This is a genomic window from Enterobacter kobei, assembly GCF_001729765.1.
Taxonomy (GTDB): Bacteria; Pseudomonadota; Gammaproteobacteria; order Enterobacterales; family Enterobacteriaceae; genus Enterobacter; species Enterobacter kobei.
The window spans coordinates 3,247,585-3,269,212 of the sequence record NZ_CP017181.1 but is presented as its reverse complement, the minus strand read 5'-3'; the positions used below and the strand labels follow the sequence as shown (position 1 = coordinate 3,269,212).

Below are 21,628 nucleotides of genomic sequence, written 5' to 3'. Positions count from 1 at the left end.
AGCCAACTGGAAGCATGCTAATGGCTACGATTCATGTAGACGGCAAAGAATACGAAGTCAACGGGGCGGACAACCTTCTGGAAGCTTGTCTGTCTCTTGGCCTCGATATTCCGTACTTTTGCTGGCATCCGGCGCTGGGCAGCGTCGGTGCTTGCCGCCAGTGTGCGGTGAAGCAATATCAAAACGCGGAAGACACGCGTGGTCGCCTGGTGATGTCCTGTATGACGCCAGCCACCGAAGGCACCTTTATTTCGATTGATGACGAAGAAGCCAAACAGTTCCGCGAAAGCGTGGTGGAATGGTTGATGACCAACCACCCGCACGACTGTCCGGTCTGTGAAGAGGGCGGTAACTGCCACCTTCAGGATATGACCGTAATGACCGGTCACAGCTTCCGTCGCTATCGCTTTACTAAACGTACCCACCGTAACCAGGATCTGGGGCCGTTCATCTCTCACGAAATGAACCGCTGCATCGCCTGCTACCGCTGCGTGCGTTACTACAAAGACTACGCAGACGGTCAGGATCTGGGCGTGTATGGCGCGCATGACAACGTCTACTTCGGTCGCCCGGAAGACGGAACGCTGGAAAGCGAGTTCTCCGGTAACCTGGTAGAAATCTGCCCGACCGGCGTATTCACGGATAAAACCCACTCCGAGCGTTACAACCGTAAATGGGACATGCAGTTTGCGCCTAGCATCTGCCAGCAGTGTTCCCTCGGCTGTAACACCAGCCCGGGTGAGCGTTACGGCGAACTGCGTCGTATCGAAAACCGTTACAACGGTACCGTTAACCACTACTTCCTGTGCGACCGCGGTCGTTTCGGCTATGGCTATGTGAACCTGAAAGACCGTCCGCGTCAGCCGGTTCAGCGCCGTGGTGACGACTTCATTACCCTGAACGCTGAGCAGGCGATGCAGGGCGCGGCAGATATTCTGCGTCAGTCTAAGAAAGTGATCGGTATCGGTTCCCCGCGCGCCAGCATCGAAAGCAACTTCGCGCTGCGTGAGCTGGTTGGGGCTGAGAACTTCTATACCGGCATCGCCGAGGGCGAGCAGGAACGTCTGCAGCTGGTTCTGAAAGTGCTGCGTGAAGGCGGTATTCATACCCCTGCGCTGCGCGAAATTGAATCCTACGATGCGGTTCTGGTGCTGGGTGAAGACCTGACGCAGACCGGCGCACGCGCGGCTCTGGCGGTTCGTCAGGCGGTGAAAGGAAAAGCACGTGAAATGGCTGCGGCGCAGAAAGTGGCTGACTGGCAGATTGCGGCGATCCTGAACATCGGTCAGCGTGCGAAGCATCCTCTGTTTGTGACCAACGTCGACAACACCCGTCTGGACGATATCGCTGCGTGGACCTACTGCGCGCCGGTTGAAGATCAGGCACGCCTTGGCTTTGCCATCGCCCACGCGCTGGACAACAACTCTCCCGCCGTTGAACTGGATCGCGATCTGCAAAACAAGGTTGACGTGATTGTTCAGGCCCTGGCAGGTGCGAAGAAACCGCTGATTATTTCCGGTACCAACGCCGGTAGCGCGGAGATCATTCAGGCGGCAGCTAACGTGGCTAAAGCGCTGAAAGGCCGTGGTGCAGATGTTGGTGTGACCATGATTGCCCGTGCGGTGAACAGCATTGGTCTGGGTATGATTGGCGGCGGCTCGCTGGAAGCGGCGTTAAGCGAACTGGAGTCTGGTTCTGCGGATGCCGTTGTGGTGCTGGAAAATGACCTGCATCGCCATGCTTCTGCCGCTCGCGTTGACGCCGCGCTCTCCAAAGCGCCGCTGGTCATGGTCATCGACCATCAGCGCACCGCGATCATGGACAAAGCACACCTGGTGCTCTCTGCGGCAAGCTTCGCAGAAAGTGACGGTACCGTTATTAACAACGAAGGTCGCGCACAGCGTTTCTTCCAGGTCTATGATCCGGCGTACTACGACAGCAACACCGTGATGCTGGAAAGCTGGCGCTGGCTGCACTCCCTGCACAGCACCGTACAGAGCCGTGAAGTGGACTGGACGCAGCTTGACCACGTTATCGACGCGGTGGTGGAAAAACTGCCTCAGCTGGCGGGCATTAAAGATGCAGCCCCTGAAGCAAGCTTCCGTATTCGCGGCCAGAAACTGGCACGTGAACCGCACCGCTACAGTGGCCGTACCGCAATGCGTGCCAACATCAGCGTACACGAACCGCGTCAGCCGCAGGATAAAGACACCATGTTCGCCTTCTCAATGGAAGGGAACAACCAGCCGTCTGCGCCGCGTTCGCAAATCCCGTTCGCATGGGCTCCGGGCTGGAACTCCCCGCAGGCGTGGAACAAGTTCCAGGCTGAAGTGGGCGGTTCCCTGCGCCACGGCGATCCGGGCGTGCGTCTGATTGAAGCGTCTGAAACCGGTCTGGATTTCTTCACGACCGTGCCAGCAAGCTTCCAGGCCCAGGACGGTAGCTGGCGTATTGCGCCGTACTACCATCTGTTCGGTAGCGACGAGCTGTCCCAGCGTTCACCTGTCTTCCAGACCCGTATGCCGCAGCCGTACATCAAGCTCAACCCGGCGGATGCCGCAAAGCTTGGCGTTAACGCGGGTGCGAACATTGCCTTTAGCTATGACGGCCAGACCATCAGCCTGCCGCTGATTATCTCTGAAAGTCTGACAGCAGGGCAGGTGGGTCTGCCGATGGGTATGCCAGGCATCGCGCCGGTTCTGGCGGGTGCGCGTCTTGATAATCTGCAGGAGGCAAAAGCATGAGTTGGTTAACGCCGGATCTTATCGACATCCTGCTGAGCATTCTGAAAGCGATTGTTATCCTGCTGGTGGTGGTCACCTGCGGCGCGTTCATGAGCTTCGGTGAACGTCGTCTGCTCGGTCTGTTCCAGAACCGTTACGGACCGAACCGCGTGGGCTGGGGTGGTTCACTCCAGCTGGTCGCGGACATGATCAAGATGTTCTTTAAAGAGGACTGGATCCCGCGCTTCTCGGACCGCGTGATCTTTACGCTGGCGCCGATGATCGCCTTCACCTCGCTGCTGCTGGCATTTGCTATCGTTCCCGTTAGCCCGACCTGGGTGGTCGCTGACCTGAACATCGGCATTCTGTTCTTCCTGATGATGGCAGGCCTCGCGGTTTACGCGGTCCTGTTCGCAGGCTGGTCCAGTAACAACAAATACTCGCTGCTGGGTGCGATGCGTGCTTCCGCGCAGACGCTGAGCTACGAAGTGTTCCTGGGACTCTCCCTGATGGGCGTGGTGGCGCAGGCCGGTTCATTCAACATGACCGACATCGTCAACAACCAGGCTGACATCTGGAACGTTATCCCGCAGTTCTTTGGTTTTATTACCTTTGCTATCGCGGGCGTGGCAGTGTGTCACCGTCACCCGTTTGACCAGCCAGAAGCCGAACAGGAACTGGCCGACGGTTACCACATCGAATATTCCGGTATGAAGTTCGGTCTGTTCTTCGTGGGCGAGTACATCGGTATCGTCACCATTTCCGCGTTGATGGTAACGCTGTTCTTTGGTGGCTGGCATGGCCCGTTCTTACCGCCGTTCATCTGGTTCGCGCTGAAAACCGCGTTCTTCATGATGATGTTCATTTTGATTCGCGCAGCGTTACCGCGTCCACGTTATGACCAGGTAATGTCCTTCGGCTGGAAAGTGTGCCTGCCGCTGACGCTCGTCAACTTGTTGGTAACGGCAGCTGTCATTCTCTGGCAGCAGCCATAAGGGGCTATAGACCATGACCTTAAAAGAATTACTGGTAGGCTTCGGTACCCAGGTACGCAGTATCTGGATGATCGGCCTGCACGCGTTTGCCAAACGCGAAACCCGGATGTACCCGGAAGAGCCGGTATATCTGCCGCCGCGCTACCGTGGCCGTATTGTGCTGACGCGCGACCCGGACGGTTCCGAGCGCTGCGTTGCCTGTAACCTGTGTGCGGTAGCGTGTCCGGTCGGCTGTATCTCTCTGCAGAAAGCAGAGACGGTAGATGGCCGCTGGTACCCTGAGTTCTTCCGCATCAACTTCTCACGCTGCATTTTCTGCGGTCTGTGTGAAGAAGCGTGCCCAACCACGGCGATTCAGCTGACTCCAGACTTCGAGCTGGGTGAGTACAAGCGTCAGGACCTGGTGTACGAGAAAGAGGATCTGCTGATTTCCGGTCCGGGCAAATACCCGGAATATAACTTCTACCGGATGGCGGGTATGGCAATCGACGGCAAAGATAAGGGCGAAGCAGAGAACGAAGCTAAGCCTATCGACGTCAAGAGCCTGTTACCGTAAGGAGAGGGCAATGGAATTCGCTTTTTATATCTGTGGCCTTATCGCCATCCTGGCAACGCTGCGAGTGATTACGCACACCAATCCGGTGCATGCGCTGCTGTACTTAATCATCTCCCTGCTGGCTATCTCCGGGGTGTTCTTCGCACTGGGCGCGCACTTCGCCGGTGCGCTGGAAATCATCGTCTACGCCGGGGCCATTATGGTGCTGTTCGTGTTCGTGGTGATGATGCTGAACCTGGGCGGCTCTGAAATTGAGCAGGAACGTCAGTGGTTAAAACCGCAGGTGTGGATTGGCCCGGCAATTTTGTCGGCCATCATGCTGGTGGTGATTGTTTACGCCATTCTGGGCGTGAACGATCAGGGCATCGACGGCACGCCGATCGGCGCTAAAGAGGTGGGTATCACGCTCTTTGGCCCATACGTTCTGGCGGTGGAACTGGCCTCTATGCTGCTGCTGGCAGGCCTGGTGGTTGCTTTCCACGTTGGTCGCGAAGAGCGTGCTGGCGAGGTGCTGAGCAACCGCACTGACGACCGCGCGAAAAGAAAAACGGAGGAGCGCGCATGATCCCCTTAACACATGGACTGATCCTCGCTGCGATTTTATTCGTTCTGGGTCTGACCGGTCTGGTTATCCGCCGCAATCTGCTGTTTATGCTGATCGGTCTGGAAATCATGATTAACGCCTCCGCGCTGGCCTTCGTGGTCGCCGGAAGCTACTGGGGCCAGACCGATGGTCAGGTGATGTACATTCTCGCCATCAGCCTCGCGGCTGCCGAAGCGAGTATTGGCCTGGCGCTGTTGCTGCAGCTCCATCGTCGCCGCCAGAATCTGAACATCGATTCAGTAAGTGAGTTGCGTGGATGAACATGCTTGCCTTAACCATTATTTTTCCGCTGATTGGCTTCGTGCTGCTGGCGTTTTCTCGCGGCCGCTGGTCTGAGAATCTGTCTGCGACCGTGGGCATTGGCTCAATCGGTCTGGCTGCGCTGGTCACAGCGTATGCGGGGATCGACTTCTTTAACAACGGACGTCAGCCTTTCAGCGTGCCGCTGTGGACCTGGATGTCGGTCGGTGATTTCAACATCGGCTTCAACCTGGTGCTGGACGGCCTCTCGCTGACCATGCTCTCCGTGGTCACCGGCGTTGGCTTCCTGATCCACATGTTCGCCTCCTGGTATATGCGCGGTGAAGAGGGTTACTCCCGCTTCTTCGCCTACACCAACCTGTTTATCGCCAGCATGGTGGTTCTGGTGCTGGCCGATAACCTGCTGCTGATGTATCTGGGCTGGGAAGGCGTGGGTCTGTGTTCTTACCTGCTGATTGGCTTCTACTACACCGATCCGAAGAATGGCGCAGCGGCCATGAAAGCGTTCGTCGTGACCCGCGTGGGTGACGTCTTCCTCGCTTTCGCGCTGTTCATTCTTTACAACGAACTGGGCACGCTGAACTTCCGCGAAATGGTGGAACTGGCGCCAGCGCACTTCGCTGCAGGCAACAACATGCTGTGGTGGGCAACGCTGATGCTGCTGGGTGGCGCTGTGGGTAAATCCGCACAGCTGCCGTTGCAGACATGGCTGGCCGACGCGATGGCGGGTCCAACCCCTGTCTCCGCGCTGATCCACGCCGCGACCATGGTCACCGCCGGTGTCTACCTGATTGCGCGTACCCATGGCCTGTTCCTGATGACCCCGGAAATTCTGCATCTGGTGGGTATCGTCGGTGCGGTCACGCTGGTGCTGGCAGGCTTTGCTGCGCTGGTACAGACCGACATCAAACGCGTTCTCGCGTACTCCACCATGAGCCAGATTGGTTATATGTTCCTGGCGCTGGGCGTTCAGGCGTGGGACGCGGCCATTTTCCACCTGATGACGCACGCGTTCTTTAAAGCGCTGCTGTTCCTCTCATCCGGTTCGGTGATTCTGGCCTGCCACCACGAGCAGAACATCTTCAAGATGGGCGGACTGCGTAAGTCCATTCCGCTGGTGTATGTCTGCTTCCTGGTGGGCGGCGCGGCGCTGGCGGCACTGCCGCTGATCACCGCGGGCTTCTTCAGTAAGGACGAAATCCTTGCGGGTGCCATGGCGAATGGTCATATCAATCTGATGGTTGCGGGTCTGGTCGGTGCATTCATGACCTCCCTGTATACCTTCCGTATGATTTTCATCGTATTCCACGGTAAAGAACAAATTCACGCTCACGCAGGGAAGGGGATTACCCACCACCTGCCGCTGATTGTGCTGCTGGTACTGTCCACCTTCGTTGGCGCAATGATTGTGCCGCCGCTGCAGGGCGTACTGCCAGACACCACCGAGCTTGAGCACGGTCGCGTTCTGACGCTTGAAATCACCTCCGGTGTAGTCGCTATTGCGGGCATCCTGATTGCGGCATGGCTGTGGCTGGGCAAACGCACGCTGGTGACCGCCGTTGCCAACAGCGCGCCTGGCCGTCTGCTGGGCACCTGGTGGTACAACGCGTGGGGCTTCGACTGGCTGTACGACATGATCTTCGTTAAGCCGTTCCTGGGCATTGCGTGGCTGCTGAAGCGCGACCCACTGAACAGCCTGATGAATATCCCGGCGATCCTCTCCCGCTTTGCAGGTAAAGGCCTGCTGTACAGCGAGAACGGTTACCTGCGCTGGTATGTGGCGTCCATGAGCATCGGTGCGGTTGTCGTGCTGGCGCTGCTGATGGTGTTGCGTTGATCGTTAAGTGAATTTTATTCGAATTCGTTGAAAATCAGGCCCCTGCTGGGGGCCTTAAAAAGGAATGTAAATCGCCATGTTACTACCCTGGCTAATATTAATTCCCTTCATCGGCGGCTTCCTGTGCTGGCAGACTGAACGCTTTGGCGTGAAGATGCCGCGCTGGATCGCGCTGATCACCATGGGATTGACGCTCGCGCTTGGCCTGCAACTGTGGTTGCAGGGCGGTTACTCACTGACCCAGTCTGCGGGCATCCCGCAGTGGCAGTCTGAGTTCATCCTGCCTTGGATCCCACGTTTCGGTATCACCATCCACCTGGCGATTGACGGTCTGTCGCTGCTGATGGTGGTGCTGACCGGTCTGCTCGGTGTTCTGGCGGTACTCTGCTCCTGGCGAGAAATCGAAAAATACCAGGGCTTTTTCCACCTGAACCTGATGTGGATCCTGGGCGGCGTGATCGGCGTGTTCCTTGCCATCGACATGTTCCTGTTCTTCTTCTTCTGGGAGATGATGCTGGTGCCGATGTACTTCCTGATCGCGCTGTGGGGCCACAAGGCATCCGACGGTAAAACGCGTATCACGGCGGCGACCAAGTTCTTCATCTACACCCAGGCGAGCGGTCTGGTGATGTTGATTGCCATTCTGGCACTGGTGTTTGTTCACCATAACGCAACGGGCATCTGGACCTTCAACTACGAAGATCTGCTGAAAACCCCGATGTCACACGGCGTTGAATACCTGCTGATGCTGGGCTTCTTCATCGCATTCGCGGTGAAAATGCCGGTGGTTCCGCTGCACGGCTGGCTGCCAGACGCGCACTCTCAGGCACCCACTGCGGGTTCCGTTGACCTGGCGGGCATCTTGCTGAAAACCGCGGCCTACGGTCTGCTGCGCTTCGCGCTGCCGCTGTTCCCGAATGCGTCCGCTGAGTTTGCCCCGATTGCCATGTGGCTCGGTGTGATCGGTATCTTCTACGGTGCCTGGATGGCCTTCACGCAGTACGACATCAAGCGTCTGATTGCCTACACCTCCGTTTCCCACATGGGCTTCGTGCTGATTGCCATCTACACCGGCAGCCAGCTGGCGTACCAGGGCGCGGTGATCCAGATGATTGCGCACGGTCTGTCCGCTGCCGGCCTCTTCATCCTGTGTGGTCAGCTGTACGAACGTCTGCACACGCGTGACATGCGCATGATGGGCGGTCTGTGGAGCAAAATTAAATGGCTGCCAGCGCTCTCCATGTTCTTCGCGGTTGCCACCCTGGGGATGCCAGGCACCGGTAACTTCGTCGGCGAATTTATGATTCTGTTCGGCAGCTTCAAAGTGGTGCCGGTGATCACCGTGATCTCCACCTTTGGTCTGGTGTTCGCTTCCGTCTACTCGCTGGCGATGCTGCACCGCGCTTACTTCGGTAAAGCGAAGAGCGAAATTGCTGCACAAGAACTGCCGGGGATGTCGCTGCGTGAGCTGTTCATCATCCTGCTGCTGGTCGTACTGCTGGTGCTGCTGGGCTTCTTCCCGCAGCCGATTCTGGATACCTCGCACAGTGCGATGGGCAACATCCAGCAGTGGTTTGTTAATTCTGCTTCTACTACAAGGCCGTAAATCGCCATGACAATAACTCCACAACAACTGATTGCGCTGCTACCGCTGCTCATCGTCGGATTGACGGTGGTGGTTGTGATGCTCTCCATTGCGTGGCGACGCAATCACTTCCTGAATGCCACGCTGTCGGTCATCGGCCTGAACGCCGCGTTAGTCTCTCTCTGGTTTGTTGGCCAGGGCGGTGCGATGGACGTCACGCCGCTGATGCGCGTTGACGGCTATGCCATGCTCTACACCGGTCTGGTGCTGCTGGCGAGCCTGGCGACCTGTACCTTTGCGTACCCATGGCTCGAAGGCTACAACGACAACAAAGAAGAGTTTTATCTGCTGGTTCTGATTGCCGCGCTGGGCGGCATTCTGCTGGCGAATGCTAACCATCTGGCCGCGCTGTTCCTCGGTATTGAGCTGATCTCTCTGCCGCTGTTCGGTCTGATTGGTTACGCCTTCCGTCAAAAGCGCTCTCTGGAAGCAAGCATCAAGTACACCATCCTGTCTGCTGCTGCGTCCTCGTTCCTGCTGTTTGGTATTGCGCTGCTGTACGCACAGTCCGGTAACCTCTCTTTCATGGCGCTCGGCAAGAGCCTCGGCGACGGCATGCTCCACGAGCCGCTGCTGCTGGCGGGTCTGGGCATGATGATTGTAGGCCTTGGCTTTAAACTCTCACTGGTTCCGTTCCACCTGTGGACACCAGACGTATACCAGGGCGCGCCTGCGCCGGTGTCGACCTTCCTGGCGACAGCGAGCAAAATCGCTATCTTCGGTGTGGTCATGCGTCTGTTCCTGTACGCGCCGGTGGGTGACAGTGAAGCGGTTCGCGTGGTGCTGGGCATCATCGCGTTCGTCTCCATCATCTTCGGTAACCTGATGGCGCTGAGCCAGACCAACATCAAGCGTCTGCTGGGCTACTCGTCCATCTCTCATCTGGGCTACCTGATGGTGGCGCTGATTGCGCTGCAGAGCGGTGAAATGTCGATGGAAGCCGTGGGCGTGTATCTGGCCGGTTACCTGTTCAGCAGCCTCGGCGCCTTCGGCGTGGTGAGCCTGATGTCCAGCCCATACCGTGGCCCGGATGCCGACTCACTGTTCTCTTACCGTGGTCTGTTCTGGCACCGTCCGATCCTGTCCGCGGTGATGACCGTGATGATGCTCTCTCTGGCGGGTATCCCGATGACGCTGGGCTTTATCGGTAAATTCTACGTGCTGGCCGTCGGTGTGCAGGCACACCTGTGGTGGCTGACTGCCGGTGTGGTTATCGGTTCCGCGATTGGTCTCTACTACTACCTGCGCGTTGCCGTGAGCCTCTACCTGAGCGCGCCTCAGCAGCTCAACCGCGATGCGCCATCTAACTGGCAGTACAGCGCCGGTGGTATCGTAGTGCTTATCTCAGCCCTGCTGGTGCTGATCTTCGGTATCTATCCGCAGCCGCTGATTGATATCGTGCAGCGAGCGATGCCATTAATGTAAAAGTAAAACCCGCCTCGGCGGGTTTTTTTATGGTTTTCTCCCTCTCCCTGTGGGAGAGGGACGGGGTGAGGGCACCAGCCCGCACCAGACCTAAGCCAGCTGCTTCCGGCTAATCAACGGCCCATCAATCTTCTTCATCAAGCGATCCAGCACCTCTTCAATCACCGACGACAGCTCGTTCAGCTCAAACTTCGCCACGTACCCGTCCGCCTTCACCTTGCGAATATGGTCTTCGTTGGCGTTGCCGGAAAGGGAAGAGTGGATCACCACCGGAATATCCTTCAGTACCGGGTCGGTTTTGATTTTGCGCGTCAGCGTAAAACCGTCCATCTCCGGCATTTCGAGGTCGGTCAGCACCAGGGCAATCTTATCGGTGATCGGCACACCTTCGGCCTGCGCCTGAGCGGCCAGCAGGCTAATTTTTTCCCACGCATCTTTGCCGGTGATATGCAGCTGCGCCGGGATCTCCATCGCCTGCAAACCTTTCTCCAGCATCGAGCGCGCCACTTTGGAATCTTCCGCCACAATCGCCACGGAACCCGGCTTGATGTTGAATTTAGTGGTCTTCAGATTCGTGGCGTGCAGGTCGTGGTTCGCCGGGGTGATGTCATACAGGATCTGCTCAACGTCCAGCACCATCGCCAGTTCGTTGGTATCGGCCTTCTCGTCCAGGCAGGCAATACTGGTGATGTAGCGCCCGCTGACGGCAGTTTCCGCCGCGTGCACCTGCTTCCAGTCCAGACGCATGATGTTCTCAACCGACTCCACGGCAAACGCCTGCACGCTGCGGGCATATTCGGTAATCAGCAGGATGTTCAGCCCGGTGGTGGGTTTACAGCCCGCCACGGCGGCCAGATCGATAACCGGGATCACCTGATCGCGAATATTCACCATCCCCATCAGCGGAGACTTCATCCCGGCAGGTTTCGTGAACTCCGGCATCGGTACAATTTCGCGCAGCTTGAAAACGTTAATACCAAACAGCTCGGATTTGTTGTCGTTCAGAGAGGTGCCAAGACGGAACAGCAACAGTTCAAAACGGTTCGACAGGGTCAGATTCGCCCTGTCATCAATATCTTTCTGGAAATTATCCATTCTACCCTCGAGAGAAATGCTGGCCTTTTAATCGTTATCGGCATCCTGAGGGAAAAATGAAGGGCTAAACGCTGACCTTAGCGAAATCTTCGGCCAGCTCACATTCCGGGAACAGCGCCCGACACTCTGCCAGCAGGCTTTCGCACCCCCGCGCGTCGTAACGCGAGCTGACATGGGTGATAATGAGCCTGCCGACAGCTGCGTCACGGGCAAGCAGCGTCGCCTGACGCGTTGAGCTATGGCCCCGACTGTTGGCTTTCTCTTCCATCGCCGTCTCCAGCGTGGCTTCATGCACCATCACGTCCACGCCCTGAGCAAGCTGAACGGCGGCAGGGCACGGTGCCGTGTCACCAAAAATGGCCAGTTTTTTGCCCGGCTGCGGTGCGGCGAGATAATCCTGGCCGTTGATGATGCGCCCGTCCTCCAGCGTAACGTGCTGTCCGTGCTTCAGGCGCTGGAACAGCGGTCCAGGCTTTACGCCATCGGCGATGAGCGCGGCGGCATCCAGTGCGCCGGGTTTGTCGTGTTCCTCAATGCGGTAGCCATAGCACTCCACCGGATGATTAAGCGGTCGGGCGGTGACCTGATAATCCCCATCGTCGAAAACCAGGCCTTCGGTAATCTCAACGACCTCAAGCGGATAGTCGGTCCAGGAGCCGCTGAGGCGTAGCGTGGTTTCAACAAATTCCCGGATTCCCACAGGCCCATAAATTGTCAGCGGGTTGGCATTACCGGCCATTGAGCGGCTGCAAAGCAAACCGGGAAGGCCAAAAAGATGGTCGCCATGCAGGTGAGTGATGAAAATTTTATCCAGCTTGCCGGGGTGATAAGCGGTATGTAAAAGCTGATGTTGTGTCCCTTCACCACAGTCAAACAGCCATAGCCCGCCACGGGTGGGATGTTTAAGATCCAGCAGTATCGCGGTCACATTTCGTGATCGGGTTGGCACGCCAGCAGACGTCCCCAGAAAAATCAGTTCCATAATGCAATCAGCCCTTTGCCGAACGGGGAGGGGTTTAGTATAACGTGATGAACCCCAGGAAGGAGAAAGAGATGATCCAGTGGCAAGATTTACACCATAGTGAGCTCACCGTTCAGTCGCTCTACGCGTTGCTCAAACTGCGCTGCGAAGTGTTTGTGGTTGAACAAACCTGTCCGTATCAGGATATCGACGGTGCTGATCTCACAGGGGAAAACCGTCATATCCTCGGCTGGAAGGATAACGAGCTGGTGGCGTATGCGAGGATTCTGAAAAGCGAGGACGATTTTGAGCCCGTCGTGATAGGTCGCGTCATTGTCAGCAACAAAGCACGGGGCGAAAAACTCGGCTATCAGCTGATGGAAAAAACGCTGGATGCGTGCCGGAAACAGTGGCCGGACAAGGCGTTATACCTGGGCGCGCAGGCGCACCTGCAACCCTTCTACGGCCATTTTGGTTTTACGCCGGTTACCGACGTTTATGACGAAGATGGCATCCCGCACATCGGCATGGCACGGGAAGTGAAACAGGCGTAATGGCACGTCGTTGTCTATAGTTAGCGGACTGGTGTACTAACATGGAGAAAAATATGTCATTTCAATCCTGGGATACCCGTATCGACGACGACCTGGCTTTGCTGAGCGAAACGCTGGAAGAGGTGTTACGTTCCTCGGGCGACCCTGCCGATCAGAAATATATTGAGTTAAAAGCCCGTGCTGAACAGGCGCTGCATGAAGTGAAAAACCGCGTCAGCCATGCGTCTGATACTTACTACTACCGTGCCAAAAAAGCGGTTTATCGTGCCGATGACTATGTCCATGAAAAACCGTGGCAGGGCATTGGGGTGGGTGCTGCCGTAGGGCTGGTGCTGGGTCTGCTGCTGGCCCGTCGTTAAGCCGCTTAACCACTCCCTATACGTGGGTACTGCTATTTATGTTCAGTACCCCGTATAATATGCGGTTTTAACAGGGAGAGGTTCGCGTGAATTCGATTTTCCTTGCGCTGGAGCAACTGCATACCCAGCTTTCGCAAGCGTTACCCGCCACACCCGGCCTGCGTCATTTCGACGTCTCATTCCCGTTAAACGACGCCTTCGATCCTCTCGCCTGGCTTGGCGAGCAGCAGTGCTATCCGCAATTTTACTGGCAGCAGCGTAACGGTGATGAAGAGCTGGCTGCGCTGGGGGCGGTCACCCAATTTTCCTCTCTGGCGCTGGCCTCACAGTTTTTGCGTGCAGAACATGCGCCAAAAGAGACTCGCATCTGCGGCCTCAACGCATTCAGCCCGGAGCAGGGCAGTCTTTTTCTGCCGCGCCTGCTCTGGCGACGTACCGCTGGCAACGCCACTCTCCGCCTGCAGCTGTGGAGCGATAGCTCGCTTCAGGACGACGCGCGCACTGCCCTGGAATTACTCCAGCAACTCCGTCCAGCCAGAGCCATTCGTCCGCTGTCTGTCCAGGTTGAGCGCGAAACGCATCTGCCGCAAAAACCGGAATGGTTGACCCTGATCGGCAAGGCGACGGAGACTATCGCGCGCGGCGATTTCGAAAAGGTCGTGCTTGCCCGGGCCACCGATCTGCAGTGTAAACAGCGGGTTAATCCTGTCGCACTGATGGCCGCCAGCCGCGCCCTGAATCTCAACTGCTATCATTTCTGCATGGTATTCGACGCCCGCAACGCGTTCCTCGGCTCCACGCCCGAGCGCCTCTGGCGGCGACGTGGCAAGCTGCTGCGCACCGAAGCGCTGGCGGGTACCGTCGCCAGCCATACGGATGATAAACAGGCGCAGCGCCTGGGCGAGTGGTTGCTGAATGATGATAAAAACCAGCGTGAAAATATGCTGGTCGTGGAAGATATCTGCCAGCGTCTTCAGCACCATACGCAGACGCTTGAGGTATTGCCTGCTCAGGTCGTCCGGCTGCGTAAAGTCCAGCATTTACGACGCTTTATCTGGACGGAGCTAAAACAGGCCGATGACGAGCTGTGTCTGCATGTGCTCCAGCCGACAGCCGCCGTTGCCGGGCTTCCGCGACAGCCCGCGCGTGCGTTTATCCACAACGTCGAGCCTTTCAATCGCGAATGGTACGCCGGTTCGGCCGGGTATTTATCGCCCGATCAAAGCGAGTTCTGTGTGGCGTTGCGCTCGGCGCGCGTCCAGGATGACGCCCTGCGGCTCTACGCCGGGGCGGGCATCGTCAGCGGATCTGACCCGGAGCAGGAGTGGCAGGAGATCGAAAACAAAGCCGCTGGCTTGCGCTCTCTGCTCCTTAGGGATTAATACTGATTCGCGCAATCCCGATTCATATCAAAATTCCAATTTTTTCTATTATTTATACTGTGTCGCATTCTTGATACCGGACAATCTCATGTCAGTAAGTTCTTTTAACCGACGCTGGGCGGCGGTGATCCTTGAAGCCCTGACGCGCCATGGCGTCAGGCACGTGTGTATTGCACCGGGTTCTCGCTCAACGCCGCTGACGCTGGCGGCCGCCGAAAACCGGGCGTTGATTCACCATACCCATTTTGATGAGCGTGGCCTTGGGCATCTGGCGCTTGGGCTGGCAAAGGTCAGCAAAGAACCTGTGGCGGTGATTGTCACCTCCGGTACCGCCGTGGCGAACCTCTACCCGGCCCTGATTGAAGCCGGGCTAACCGGTGAAAAACTGATCCTGCTGACGGCCGACCGTCCTCCTGAGCTTATCGACTGCGGAGCGAATCAGGCCATTCGTCAGCCGGGACTCTTTTCTTCGCATCCTTCGCAGACGGTTTCGCTGCCGCGTCCTACCCAGGATATTCCGGCAAGCTGGCTGGTCTCCACCGTCGATCACGCCATGGAGACATTGCGCAGCGGGGCGTTGCACATTAACTGTCCATTTGCCGAGCCGCTGTATGGCGAACTGGACGATACCGGCATTGACTGGCAGCGCTCCCTCGGTAACTGGTGGCAGAGTGAAAAACCGTGGCTGCGCGGGCAAACGCATCTTGAGAGCGCGAAACAGCGCGACTGGTTCTTCTGGCGCCAAAAACGCGGCGTGGTTATTGCCGGGCGCATGAGCGCCGCCGAAGGCCGGCGGGTCGCCGAATGGGCGCAAACCCTCGGCTGGCCGCTGATTGGCGATGTGCTTTCCCAGACCGGTCAGCCGCTGCCGTGCGCCGATCTCTGGCTCGGGAATGCAAAGGCGGTCACTGAGCTTTCACAGGCGCAGATTGTGGTCCAGATCGGCGCCAGCCTGACCGGGAAACGCCTGCTGCAGTGGCAGGCGACCTGCACGCCGGAAGAGTACTGGCTGGTCGACCCGCTGGAAGGGCGGCTTGACCCGGCGCACCATCGCGGCCGCCGTCTGGTGAGCAACATTGAGAGCTGGCTGGAACTGCATCCGGCGGAAAAACGTCAACCCTGGGCGGTGGCAATCCCCGAATTGTCTCGTCAGGCGTGGGAAATCACCAAAGCGCACTGTGAGACATTCAGCGAAGCCGGTCTGGCTCACCGTATTCGTCAGTATCTGCCTGAACAGGGCCAGCTGTTTGTCGGTAACAGCCTGGTGGTGCGTCTGATTGATGCCTTTTCGAAGCTGCCTGCGGGCTACCCGGTTTACAGCAACCGCGGTGCCAGCGGCATCGACGGGCTGATCTCGACGGCGGCGGGCGTGCAGCGCGCCAGCGCGAAATCGACGCTGGCGATCGTGGGTGATCTCTCCGCGCTTTACGATCTCAACGCGCTGGCGCTGCTGCGTCAGGCTTCCGCACCGTTTGTGCTGATCGTCGTGAACAACAACGGCGGGCAGATTTTCTCTCTGTTGCCAACGCCCCAGAGCGAGCGTGAGCGTTTCTATCTGATGCCGCAGAACGTGCAGTTTGAACATGCTGCGGCAATGTTCAGCCTGAAATATCACCGCCCGGAGAGCTGGGAACAGCTGGAAACAGCGCTAAGCAGCGCCTGGAAGCAACCGGGCGCGGCGCTGATTGAGCTGGTCGTGAATGATGCCGACGGTGCGCAGAGCCTGCAAAGCCTGCTGGCACAGGTGAGCCAGCTGTGATCCTCGCAGGCGTGCAGCAGACCGGAGAACCCGGCTATCCCTGGCTGGTCTTTTTGCACGGTTTTTCCGGAGACTGCCGCGAGTGGCAGGTTGTCGGGGAGACGCTGAGCGAGTATCCCCGGCTCTATCTTGACCTGCCGGGGCACGGTGAATCCCGGAATATTACCGTGACGGGGTTCGAGGAGATGAGCGATTTGTTGACCCGGACTCTGCTTAGTTACAACATACTGAATTTCTGGCTGGTGGGGTACTCCCTCGGCGGCCGCATTGCGATGTTCCATGCCTGCCAGCAGCCAGAGGGGCTGTTGGGCGTGATGGTTGAGGGCGGACATCCGGGCCTGCAGAACGCCGACGATCGCCATGCGCGGCGGGTATCCGACCACCGCTGGGCGACACGTTTTCGCACCGAACCGCTGGATAAGGTCTTTGCTGACTGGTACCAGCAGCCGGTGTTTGCCTCTCTCCCGGACGCTGAGCGGAAGGCGCTTATTATCCTGCGCAGCCAAAACAACGGCATAACGCTGGCGAAAATGCTTGAAGCGACCTCGCTCGCCGGGCAGCCGGATTTACGTCCCGCACTCAGCACCCGCCATTTCTCTTTTGATTACCTCTATGGCGAACGTGATAAAAAGTTCGCGGCCCTTGCCGCTGAACTGCACGCCGTTCGTCATGAAATTCCAAACGCCGGACACAACACCCACCGGGAAAACCCCGCTGCGGTCGCCGCGAGTCTGGCTCAGATACTGCGTCTTCGAACAAAGGACACTCTATGATCTATCCTGATGAAAACATGCTTTACGCGCCGGTCGAATGGCAAGACTGCTCCGAAGGCTACACCGACATTCGTTACCACAAATCCGCTGACGGCATCGCCAAAATCACCATCAACCGTCCGCAGGTGCGTAACGCCTTCCGCCCGCTGACCGTCAAGGAGATGATCCAGGCCCTGGCGGATGCTCGCTATGACGATAACATCGGCGTGATTGTCCTGACCGGCGAAGGTGAGAAAGCCTTCTGCTCCGGTGGCGATCAGAAAGTGCGCGGTGACTACGGCGGATACCAGGACGATGCGGGTACGCATCACCTGAACGTGCTCGATTTCCAGCGCCAGATCCGCACCTGCCCGAAACCGGTTGTGGCGATGGTGGCGGGTTACTCCATCGGCGGCGGTCATGTGCTGCACATGATGTGTGACCTGACCATTGCCGCCGAGAACGCCATCTTCGGCCAGACCGGTCCGAAAGTGGGCTCTTTCGACGGCGGCTGGGGCGCTTCCTACATGGCGCGCATCGTCGGGCAGAAAAAAGCGCGTGAAATCTGGTTCCTGTGCCGTCAGTACAACGCCCAGGAAGCGCTGGATATGGGCCTGGTGAATACCGTGGTACCGATTGCCGATCTCGAAAAAGAGACCGTCCGCTGGTGCCGTGAAATGCTGCAAAACAGCCCAATGGCGCTGCGCTGCCTGAAGGCGGCACTCAACGCTGACTGTGACGGTCAGGCGGGCCTGCAGGAGCTGGCGGGCAACGCCACCATGCTGTTCTACATGACCGAAGAGGGTCAGGAAGGACGCAACGCGTTTAACGAAAAACGCCAGCCTGATTTCAGCAAATACAAACGGAACCCGTAATGCGTCGCGCGCAGGTTTACCGCTGGCAGATACCGATGGACGCGGGCGTGGTGCTGCGTGAACGGCGGTTAAAAACCCGTGATGGCTTCTTTGTGCATCTCCAGCAGGGTGAGCGAGAAGGCTGGGGCGAGATTTCGCCGCTGCCGGGCTTTAGCCTGGAATCGCTCGATGATGCACAGGCTGCGCTGCTGGCGTGGGCAGGTGCGTGGCGCGAGGGCGCGAACCCGGCGTTGCCGGACGTGCCTTCTGCGGCCTTTGGTATCAGCTGTGCGCTGGCAGAACTGGAGGGCAGCCTGCCGGAAGAGGGCAATTACCGCGCGGCACCGCTGTGCACGGGCGACCCGGACGAGCTCTTTGCGTTGCTCTCCACCATGCCGGGCGAGAAAGTGGCGAAAATTAAGGTCGGTCTCTACGAAGCGGTGCGCGACGGAATGGTTGCCAACCTGCTGCTGGAAGCGATTCCCGATTTGCACCTGCGTCTTGACGCAAACCGCGCCTGGACGCCGCTTAAGGCGCAGCAGTTTGCGAAATACGTCAACCCGGCGTACCGCAGCCGCATCGCCTTCCTGGAAGAGCCGTGCAAAACCCGCGACGATTCGCGCGCGTTTGCTCGTGAAACGGGGATTGCTATCGCCTGGGATGAAAGCCTGCGCGAAGACGATTTTGAATTTATTGCCGAGCCGGGCGTCAGCGCAGTGGTGATTAAACCGACGTTAACCGGCAGCCTGGCGAAGGTCCGCGAGCAGGTTGCCGCGGCGCATGCGCTGGGTCTGACGGCGGTGATCAGTTCGTCGATTGAGTCCAGCCTTGGGCTGACCCAGCTGGCACGTATTGCCGCCTGGTTAACGCCTGACGCTGTCCCCGGCCTCGATACGCTGAACCTGATGCAGGCTCAGCTTCTCCGCCAGTGGCCGGACAGCGCGCTGCCGTGCCTCAGCGTTGAGGCGCTGGAGCCGCTGCTATGAGTTTTACCGACTGGCCATGGCGGCACTGGTGTGCGCAGTTTGCCGATAAACCTGCTCTCAGGCTGAACGACGACGCGCTGAGCTGGCAACAGCTGTGCACGCGTATCGATCGCCTTGCCGCGGGCTTTCATCAGCAGGGGGTGGAGGAGGGTGACTGTGTTCTGCTGCTGGCCTATAACCACTCGCAAACGCTGATGGCATGGCTAGCGCTGCTCCAGTGCGGCGCGCGTATTCTTCCAGTGAATCCACAGCTGCCGCGTCCGCTGCTGGACGTGCTGCTCCCCCAGATGACCCTGCGCTTTGCGCTGGTGCTGGACGGCAGCTACGACGCTCTTCCTGCCCTGAGCATGCGTGAGCCAGCCGACGCGTACCGCGTTGCATGGCAACCGGCGCGGCTGGCCTCGATGACGCTCACCTCCGGCTCGACCGGGCTACCGAAGGCGGCGGTGCATACCTGTGCCGCCCACCTTGCCAGCGCACGCGGCGTGTTATCGCTGATGCCCTATGGGGACAACGACGACTGGCTCCTTTCGCTGCCGCTGTTTCACGTTTCCGGTCAGGGAATTTTATGGCGCTGGCTGGTGGCCGGGGCACGCTTAACGGTGCGCGAGAAACAACCTCTGGAACAGGCGTTACGCGGCTGCACCCACGCCTCGCTGGTGCCGACCCAGCTCTGGCGTCTGCTTAATCGTCACAAGCCTGTTGCACTGAAAGCGGTGCTGTTGGGAGGGGCTGCAATCCCCGTTGATTTAACACAGCAGGCGCGCGAACAGGGTATTCACTCCTTCTGCGGTTACGGCCTCACCGAGTTTGCCTCTACCGTCTGTGCGAAAGAGGCAGACGGCGAGCCGGACGTAGGGTATGCGCTGCCGGGCAGAGAGGTGCAGGTCGTTGAAGGTGAAGTCTGGATTAGGGCGGAAAGTATGGCTTCCGGCTACTGGCGGGACGGTGCGCTGATGCCGTTGACCAATGCGCAGGGATGGTTCGCCACCCGCGACCGTGGGGAATGGCATAACGGGCGACTGACGATTTTAGGCCGCATAGACAATCTCTTTTTCAGCGGAGGAGAGGGGATCCAGCCGGAATCGCTGGAACGTGTTATCGCCGCACACCCGCAGATTAACCAGGTGTTTATCGTCCCGCTGGACGATGCCGAGTTTGGACAACGTCCGGTGGCGGTGGTGGAGTGCGAGCCGGGAACGGATATCGCGCAATTTCCTGACTGGATTCAGGGCAGACTGGCGCGCTTTGAGCAGCCGGTCCACTGGCTGGTACTGCCGGCTGAGCTAAAAAATGGCGGGATTAAGATCTCCCGCCAGGCGTTAAAACAGTGGGTGAATGCCCAGCTGTCGGCGTAATTATCCGATATCCGGCTCCGGTTTGCGCTGGCGACGGCGCAGCAGGCGTAATACCGGCGGCACCACAATCACCATGATTGCCAGCGCTAACAGGACCTTCGCGACGCTGCTGTCCCACAGGATCGACATATTGCCGTTACTGATGGACAGCGCGCGGCGCAGGTTCTGCTCCAGCATCTCGCCAAGCACGAACCCCAGAATCAGCGGTGACATCGGGAAGTGCATCTTACGGAGTATGTATCCCAGCACGCCCAGGACCACCATCAGCACCAGGTCATACGTGGTGCTGTGCACCGCGTACACCCCTACAGCAGAGACGGCGGCAATCGCCGGGACCAGGAACCACAGGGGAATGGTCAACATGCGGGTGAACAGCCCAATCAGCGGGATATTCATCACCAGCAGCATCACGTTAGCGATCAGCAGGGCGGCAATCAGCCCCCAGACAATATCCGGCTGCTCGGTAAACATTGCCGGTCCCGGCGTGATGTTGTAGAGCGTCAGGGCGCCCATCATCACCGCCGTGGTGCCGGAGCCCGGTACGCCAAGGGTCAGCATCGGGATAAACGAGCCACAGGCCGAGGCGTTATTGGCCGCCTCAGGCGCCGCCACGCCGCGAATATCGCCTTTACCAAAGCTGTCGCTGTTGCCGCTGAGCTTTTTCTCGGTCATGTAGGTAATGGCGCTGGCGATGGTGGCCCCGGCGCCCGGCAGGATGCCGACAAAGAAGCCAATTACCGATGAGCGCAGCGTGGTGCCGATGCACTGCGCGCCCTCTTTAGCGCTAAAGAGCATCCGGCCGGTTTTGCGCACCAGCGTCTGCCCGCTGCTGGTATGTTCCAGCATCAGTAAGATTTCAGAGACAGAGAACAGACCAATCACGACCACGATAAACTGCACGCCGTCGGACAGGTGAACGCTGTCGAAGGTAAAGCGATAGACCCCGGTGTTGGCATCCACGCCGACGGTGGCTAACCCTAAGCCAATCAGCGCGGACAAAAACGACTTGAGCGGATTTTGCGCCATCATGCTGCCGAGACAGGCAATGGCAAACACCATCAGGGCAAAATATTCTGCCGGACCAAACGCCAGAGACCACTGGGCCAGCGCAGGTGCAAACAGAATGATGCCGCCAATGGCAACCAGCGAGCCAAAGAACGAACTGACCGCTGAAATGGAGAGCGCCACGCCCCCACGACCCTGTCGCGCCATCGGATAGCCATCCAGCGCGGTCATGATCGCCGCCGCATCTCCCGGCACGTTAAGCAGGATCGACGAGATGCGCCCGCCATATTCACAGCCGATATAGACCGTTGCCAGCAGGATCAGCGCCGATTCCGCAGGCAGATGCAGGGCAAAGGCCAGCGGAAGTAAAATTGCTACCCCGTTGATCGGCCCAAGACCCGGCAGCAGGCCGACAATCGTGCCCACGAAACAGCCGATCAGGGCGATCACCAGGTTTTCCGGGGTCATCGCCACGGCGAACCCCTGTGAGAGGTAAATCCAGGTATCCATAGCGTGC

19 protein-coding genes are annotated in these 21,628 nt (G+C 58.4%); 16 read left to right on the top strand and 3 right to left on the bottom strand.

All coding sequences use genetic code 11. The features are described from left to right. Window positions 1-20: 20 nt before the first annotated feature. From nuoG to nuoN, 8 genes are all read left to right on the top strand, one after another. The gene (gene nuoG, locus BFV64_RS15665) at window positions 21-2,744 is read left to right on the top strand and encodes an NADH-quinone oxidoreductase subunit NuoG (protein ID WP_023330966.1); all 2,724 of its coding nucleotides are present in this window, start codon (window positions 21-23) and stop codon (window positions 2,742-2,744) included. Continuing rightward, complete coding sequence (gene nuoH, locus BFV64_RS15660) at window positions 2,741-3,718, top strand: NADH-quinone oxidoreductase subunit NuoH (RefSeq protein ID WP_008500211.1); 978 nt, start codon at window positions 2,741-2,743, stop codon at window positions 3,716-3,718. The genes nuoG and nuoH overlap by 4 nt, the downstream gene beginning before the upstream one ends. Window positions 3,719-3,731: 13 nt before the next feature. Continuing rightward, window positions 3,732-4,274 carry an NADH-quinone oxidoreductase subunit NuoI gene (gene nuoI, locus BFV64_RS15655; RefSeq protein ID WP_003861491.1) on the top strand — a complete coding sequence of 181 codons (543 nt, stop codon included), beginning with the start codon at window positions 3,732-3,734 and terminating at the stop codon, window positions 4,272-4,274. A gap of 10 nt (window positions 4,275-4,284) precedes the next feature. Beyond that, complete coding sequence (nuoJ, locus tag BFV64_RS15650) at window positions 4,285-4,839, top strand: NADH-quinone oxidoreductase subunit J (RefSeq protein ID WP_008500212.1); 555 nt, start codon at window positions 4,285-4,287, stop codon at window positions 4,837-4,839. Continuing rightward, window positions 4,836-5,138, top strand: coding sequence for an NADH-quinone oxidoreductase subunit NuoK (gene nuoK, locus BFV64_RS15645; protein WP_003861496.1), 303 nt, complete (start codon window positions 4,836-4,838; stop codon window positions 5,136-5,138). The genes nuoJ and nuoK overlap by 4 nt, the downstream gene beginning before the upstream one ends. Next, window positions 5,135-6,976 (top strand): NADH-quinone oxidoreductase subunit L, encoded by a 1,842-nt coding sequence (gene nuoL, locus BFV64_RS15640; RefSeq protein ID WP_014884634.1) that lies wholly within the window; start codon window positions 5,135-5,137, stop codon window positions 6,974-6,976. Before nuoK ends, nuoL begins: the two co-directional genes overlap by 4 nt. A 76-nt stretch (window positions 6,977-7,052) precedes the next feature. Continuing rightward, entirely contained in the window at window positions 7,053-8,582 is a 1,530-nt protein-coding gene (gene nuoM / locus BFV64_RS15635) for an NADH-quinone oxidoreductase subunit M (RefSeq protein WP_014884633.1), read from the top strand. 6 nt (window positions 8,583-8,588) lie between these two features. Then, window positions 8,589-10,046, top strand: a complete 1,458-nt coding sequence (gene nuoN / locus BFV64_RS15630) for an NADH-quinone oxidoreductase subunit NuoN (protein ID WP_014884632.1) — start codon at window positions 8,589-8,591, stop codon at window positions 10,044-10,046. A gap of 90 nt (window positions 10,047-10,136) precedes the next feature. On the opposite strand, the gene BFV64_RS15625 is transcribed toward nuoN, so the two are convergent. Continuing rightward, window positions 10,137-11,141 (bottom strand): chemotaxis protein, encoded by a 1,005-nt coding sequence (locus BFV64_RS15625; protein WP_069602268.1) that lies wholly within the window; start codon window positions 11,139-11,141, stop codon window positions 10,137-10,139. Between the two features lie 64 nt (window positions 11,142-11,205). Next, on the bottom strand, window positions 11,206-12,123 hold the full coding sequence (rbn, locus tag BFV64_RS15620) for a ribonuclease BN (protein WP_045134335.1): 918 nt from the start codon (window positions 12,121-12,123) through the stop codon (window positions 11,206-11,208). Window positions 12,124-12,194: 71 nt separating this feature from the next. On the opposite strand from rbn, the gene BFV64_RS15615 reads away from it, so the two are divergent. The 8 genes from BFV64_RS15615 (at window position 12,195) to menE (ending at window position 20,106) form a co-directional block, all read left to right on the top strand. Further along, entirely contained in the window at window positions 12,195-12,656 is a 462-nt protein-coding gene (locus BFV64_RS15615) for a GNAT family N-acetyltransferase (protein WP_069602267.1), read from the top strand. 53 nt (window positions 12,657-12,709) lie between these two features. After that, entirely contained in the window at window positions 12,710-13,015 is a 306-nt protein-coding gene (gene elaB / locus BFV64_RS15610) for a stress response protein ElaB (RefSeq protein WP_008500219.1), read from the top strand. Window positions 13,016-13,101: 86 nt separating this feature from the next. After that, the gene (gene menF / locus BFV64_RS15605; RefSeq protein WP_069602266.1) at window positions 13,102-14,397 is read left to right on the top strand and encodes an isochorismate synthase MenF; all 1,296 of its coding nucleotides are present in this window, start codon (window positions 13,102-13,104) and stop codon (window positions 14,395-14,397) included. An 88-nt stretch (window positions 14,398-14,485) separates the two neighbouring features. Next, the gene (menD, locus tag BFV64_RS15600; RefSeq protein ID WP_069602265.1) at window positions 14,486-16,156 is read left to right on the top strand and encodes a 2-succinyl-5-enolpyruvyl-6-hydroxy-3-cyclohexene-1-carboxylic-acid synthase; all 1,671 of its coding nucleotides are present in this window, start codon (window positions 14,486-14,488) and stop codon (window positions 16,154-16,156) included. Further along, window positions 16,153-16,929 (top strand): 2-succinyl-6-hydroxy-2,4-cyclohexadiene-1-carboxylate synthase, encoded by a 777-nt coding sequence (gene menH, locus BFV64_RS15595; protein ID WP_069602264.1) that lies wholly within the window; start codon window positions 16,153-16,155, stop codon window positions 16,927-16,929. The genes menD and menH overlap by 4 nt, the downstream gene beginning before the upstream one ends. Further along, entirely contained in the window at window positions 16,926-17,783 is an 858-nt protein-coding gene (menB, locus tag BFV64_RS15590; RefSeq protein ID WP_013098093.1) for a 1,4-dihydroxy-2-naphthoyl-CoA synthase, read from the top strand. The genes menH and menB overlap by 4 nt, the downstream gene beginning before the upstream one ends. Further along, window positions 17,783-18,748, top strand: a complete 966-nt coding sequence (menC, locus tag BFV64_RS15585; protein ID WP_063614232.1) for an o-succinylbenzoate synthase — start codon at window positions 17,783-17,785, stop codon at window positions 18,746-18,748. Before menB ends, menC begins: the two co-directional genes overlap by 1 nt. Next, window positions 18,745-20,106, top strand: coding sequence for an o-succinylbenzoate--CoA ligase (menE, locus tag BFV64_RS15580; protein ID WP_069602263.1), 1,362 nt, complete (start codon window positions 18,745-18,747; stop codon window positions 20,104-20,106). The genes menC and menE overlap by 4 nt, the downstream gene beginning before the upstream one ends. Here the strand turns inward: menE and BFV64_RS15575 are convergent, their stop codons facing one another. After that, window positions 20,107-21,621 (bottom strand): tripartite tricarboxylate transporter permease, encoded by a 1,515-nt coding sequence (locus BFV64_RS15575; RefSeq protein ID WP_045281814.1) that lies wholly within the window; start codon window positions 21,619-21,621, stop codon window positions 20,107-20,109. It abuts the gene before it with no gap. Window positions 21,622-21,628: the final 7 nt, after the last annotated feature.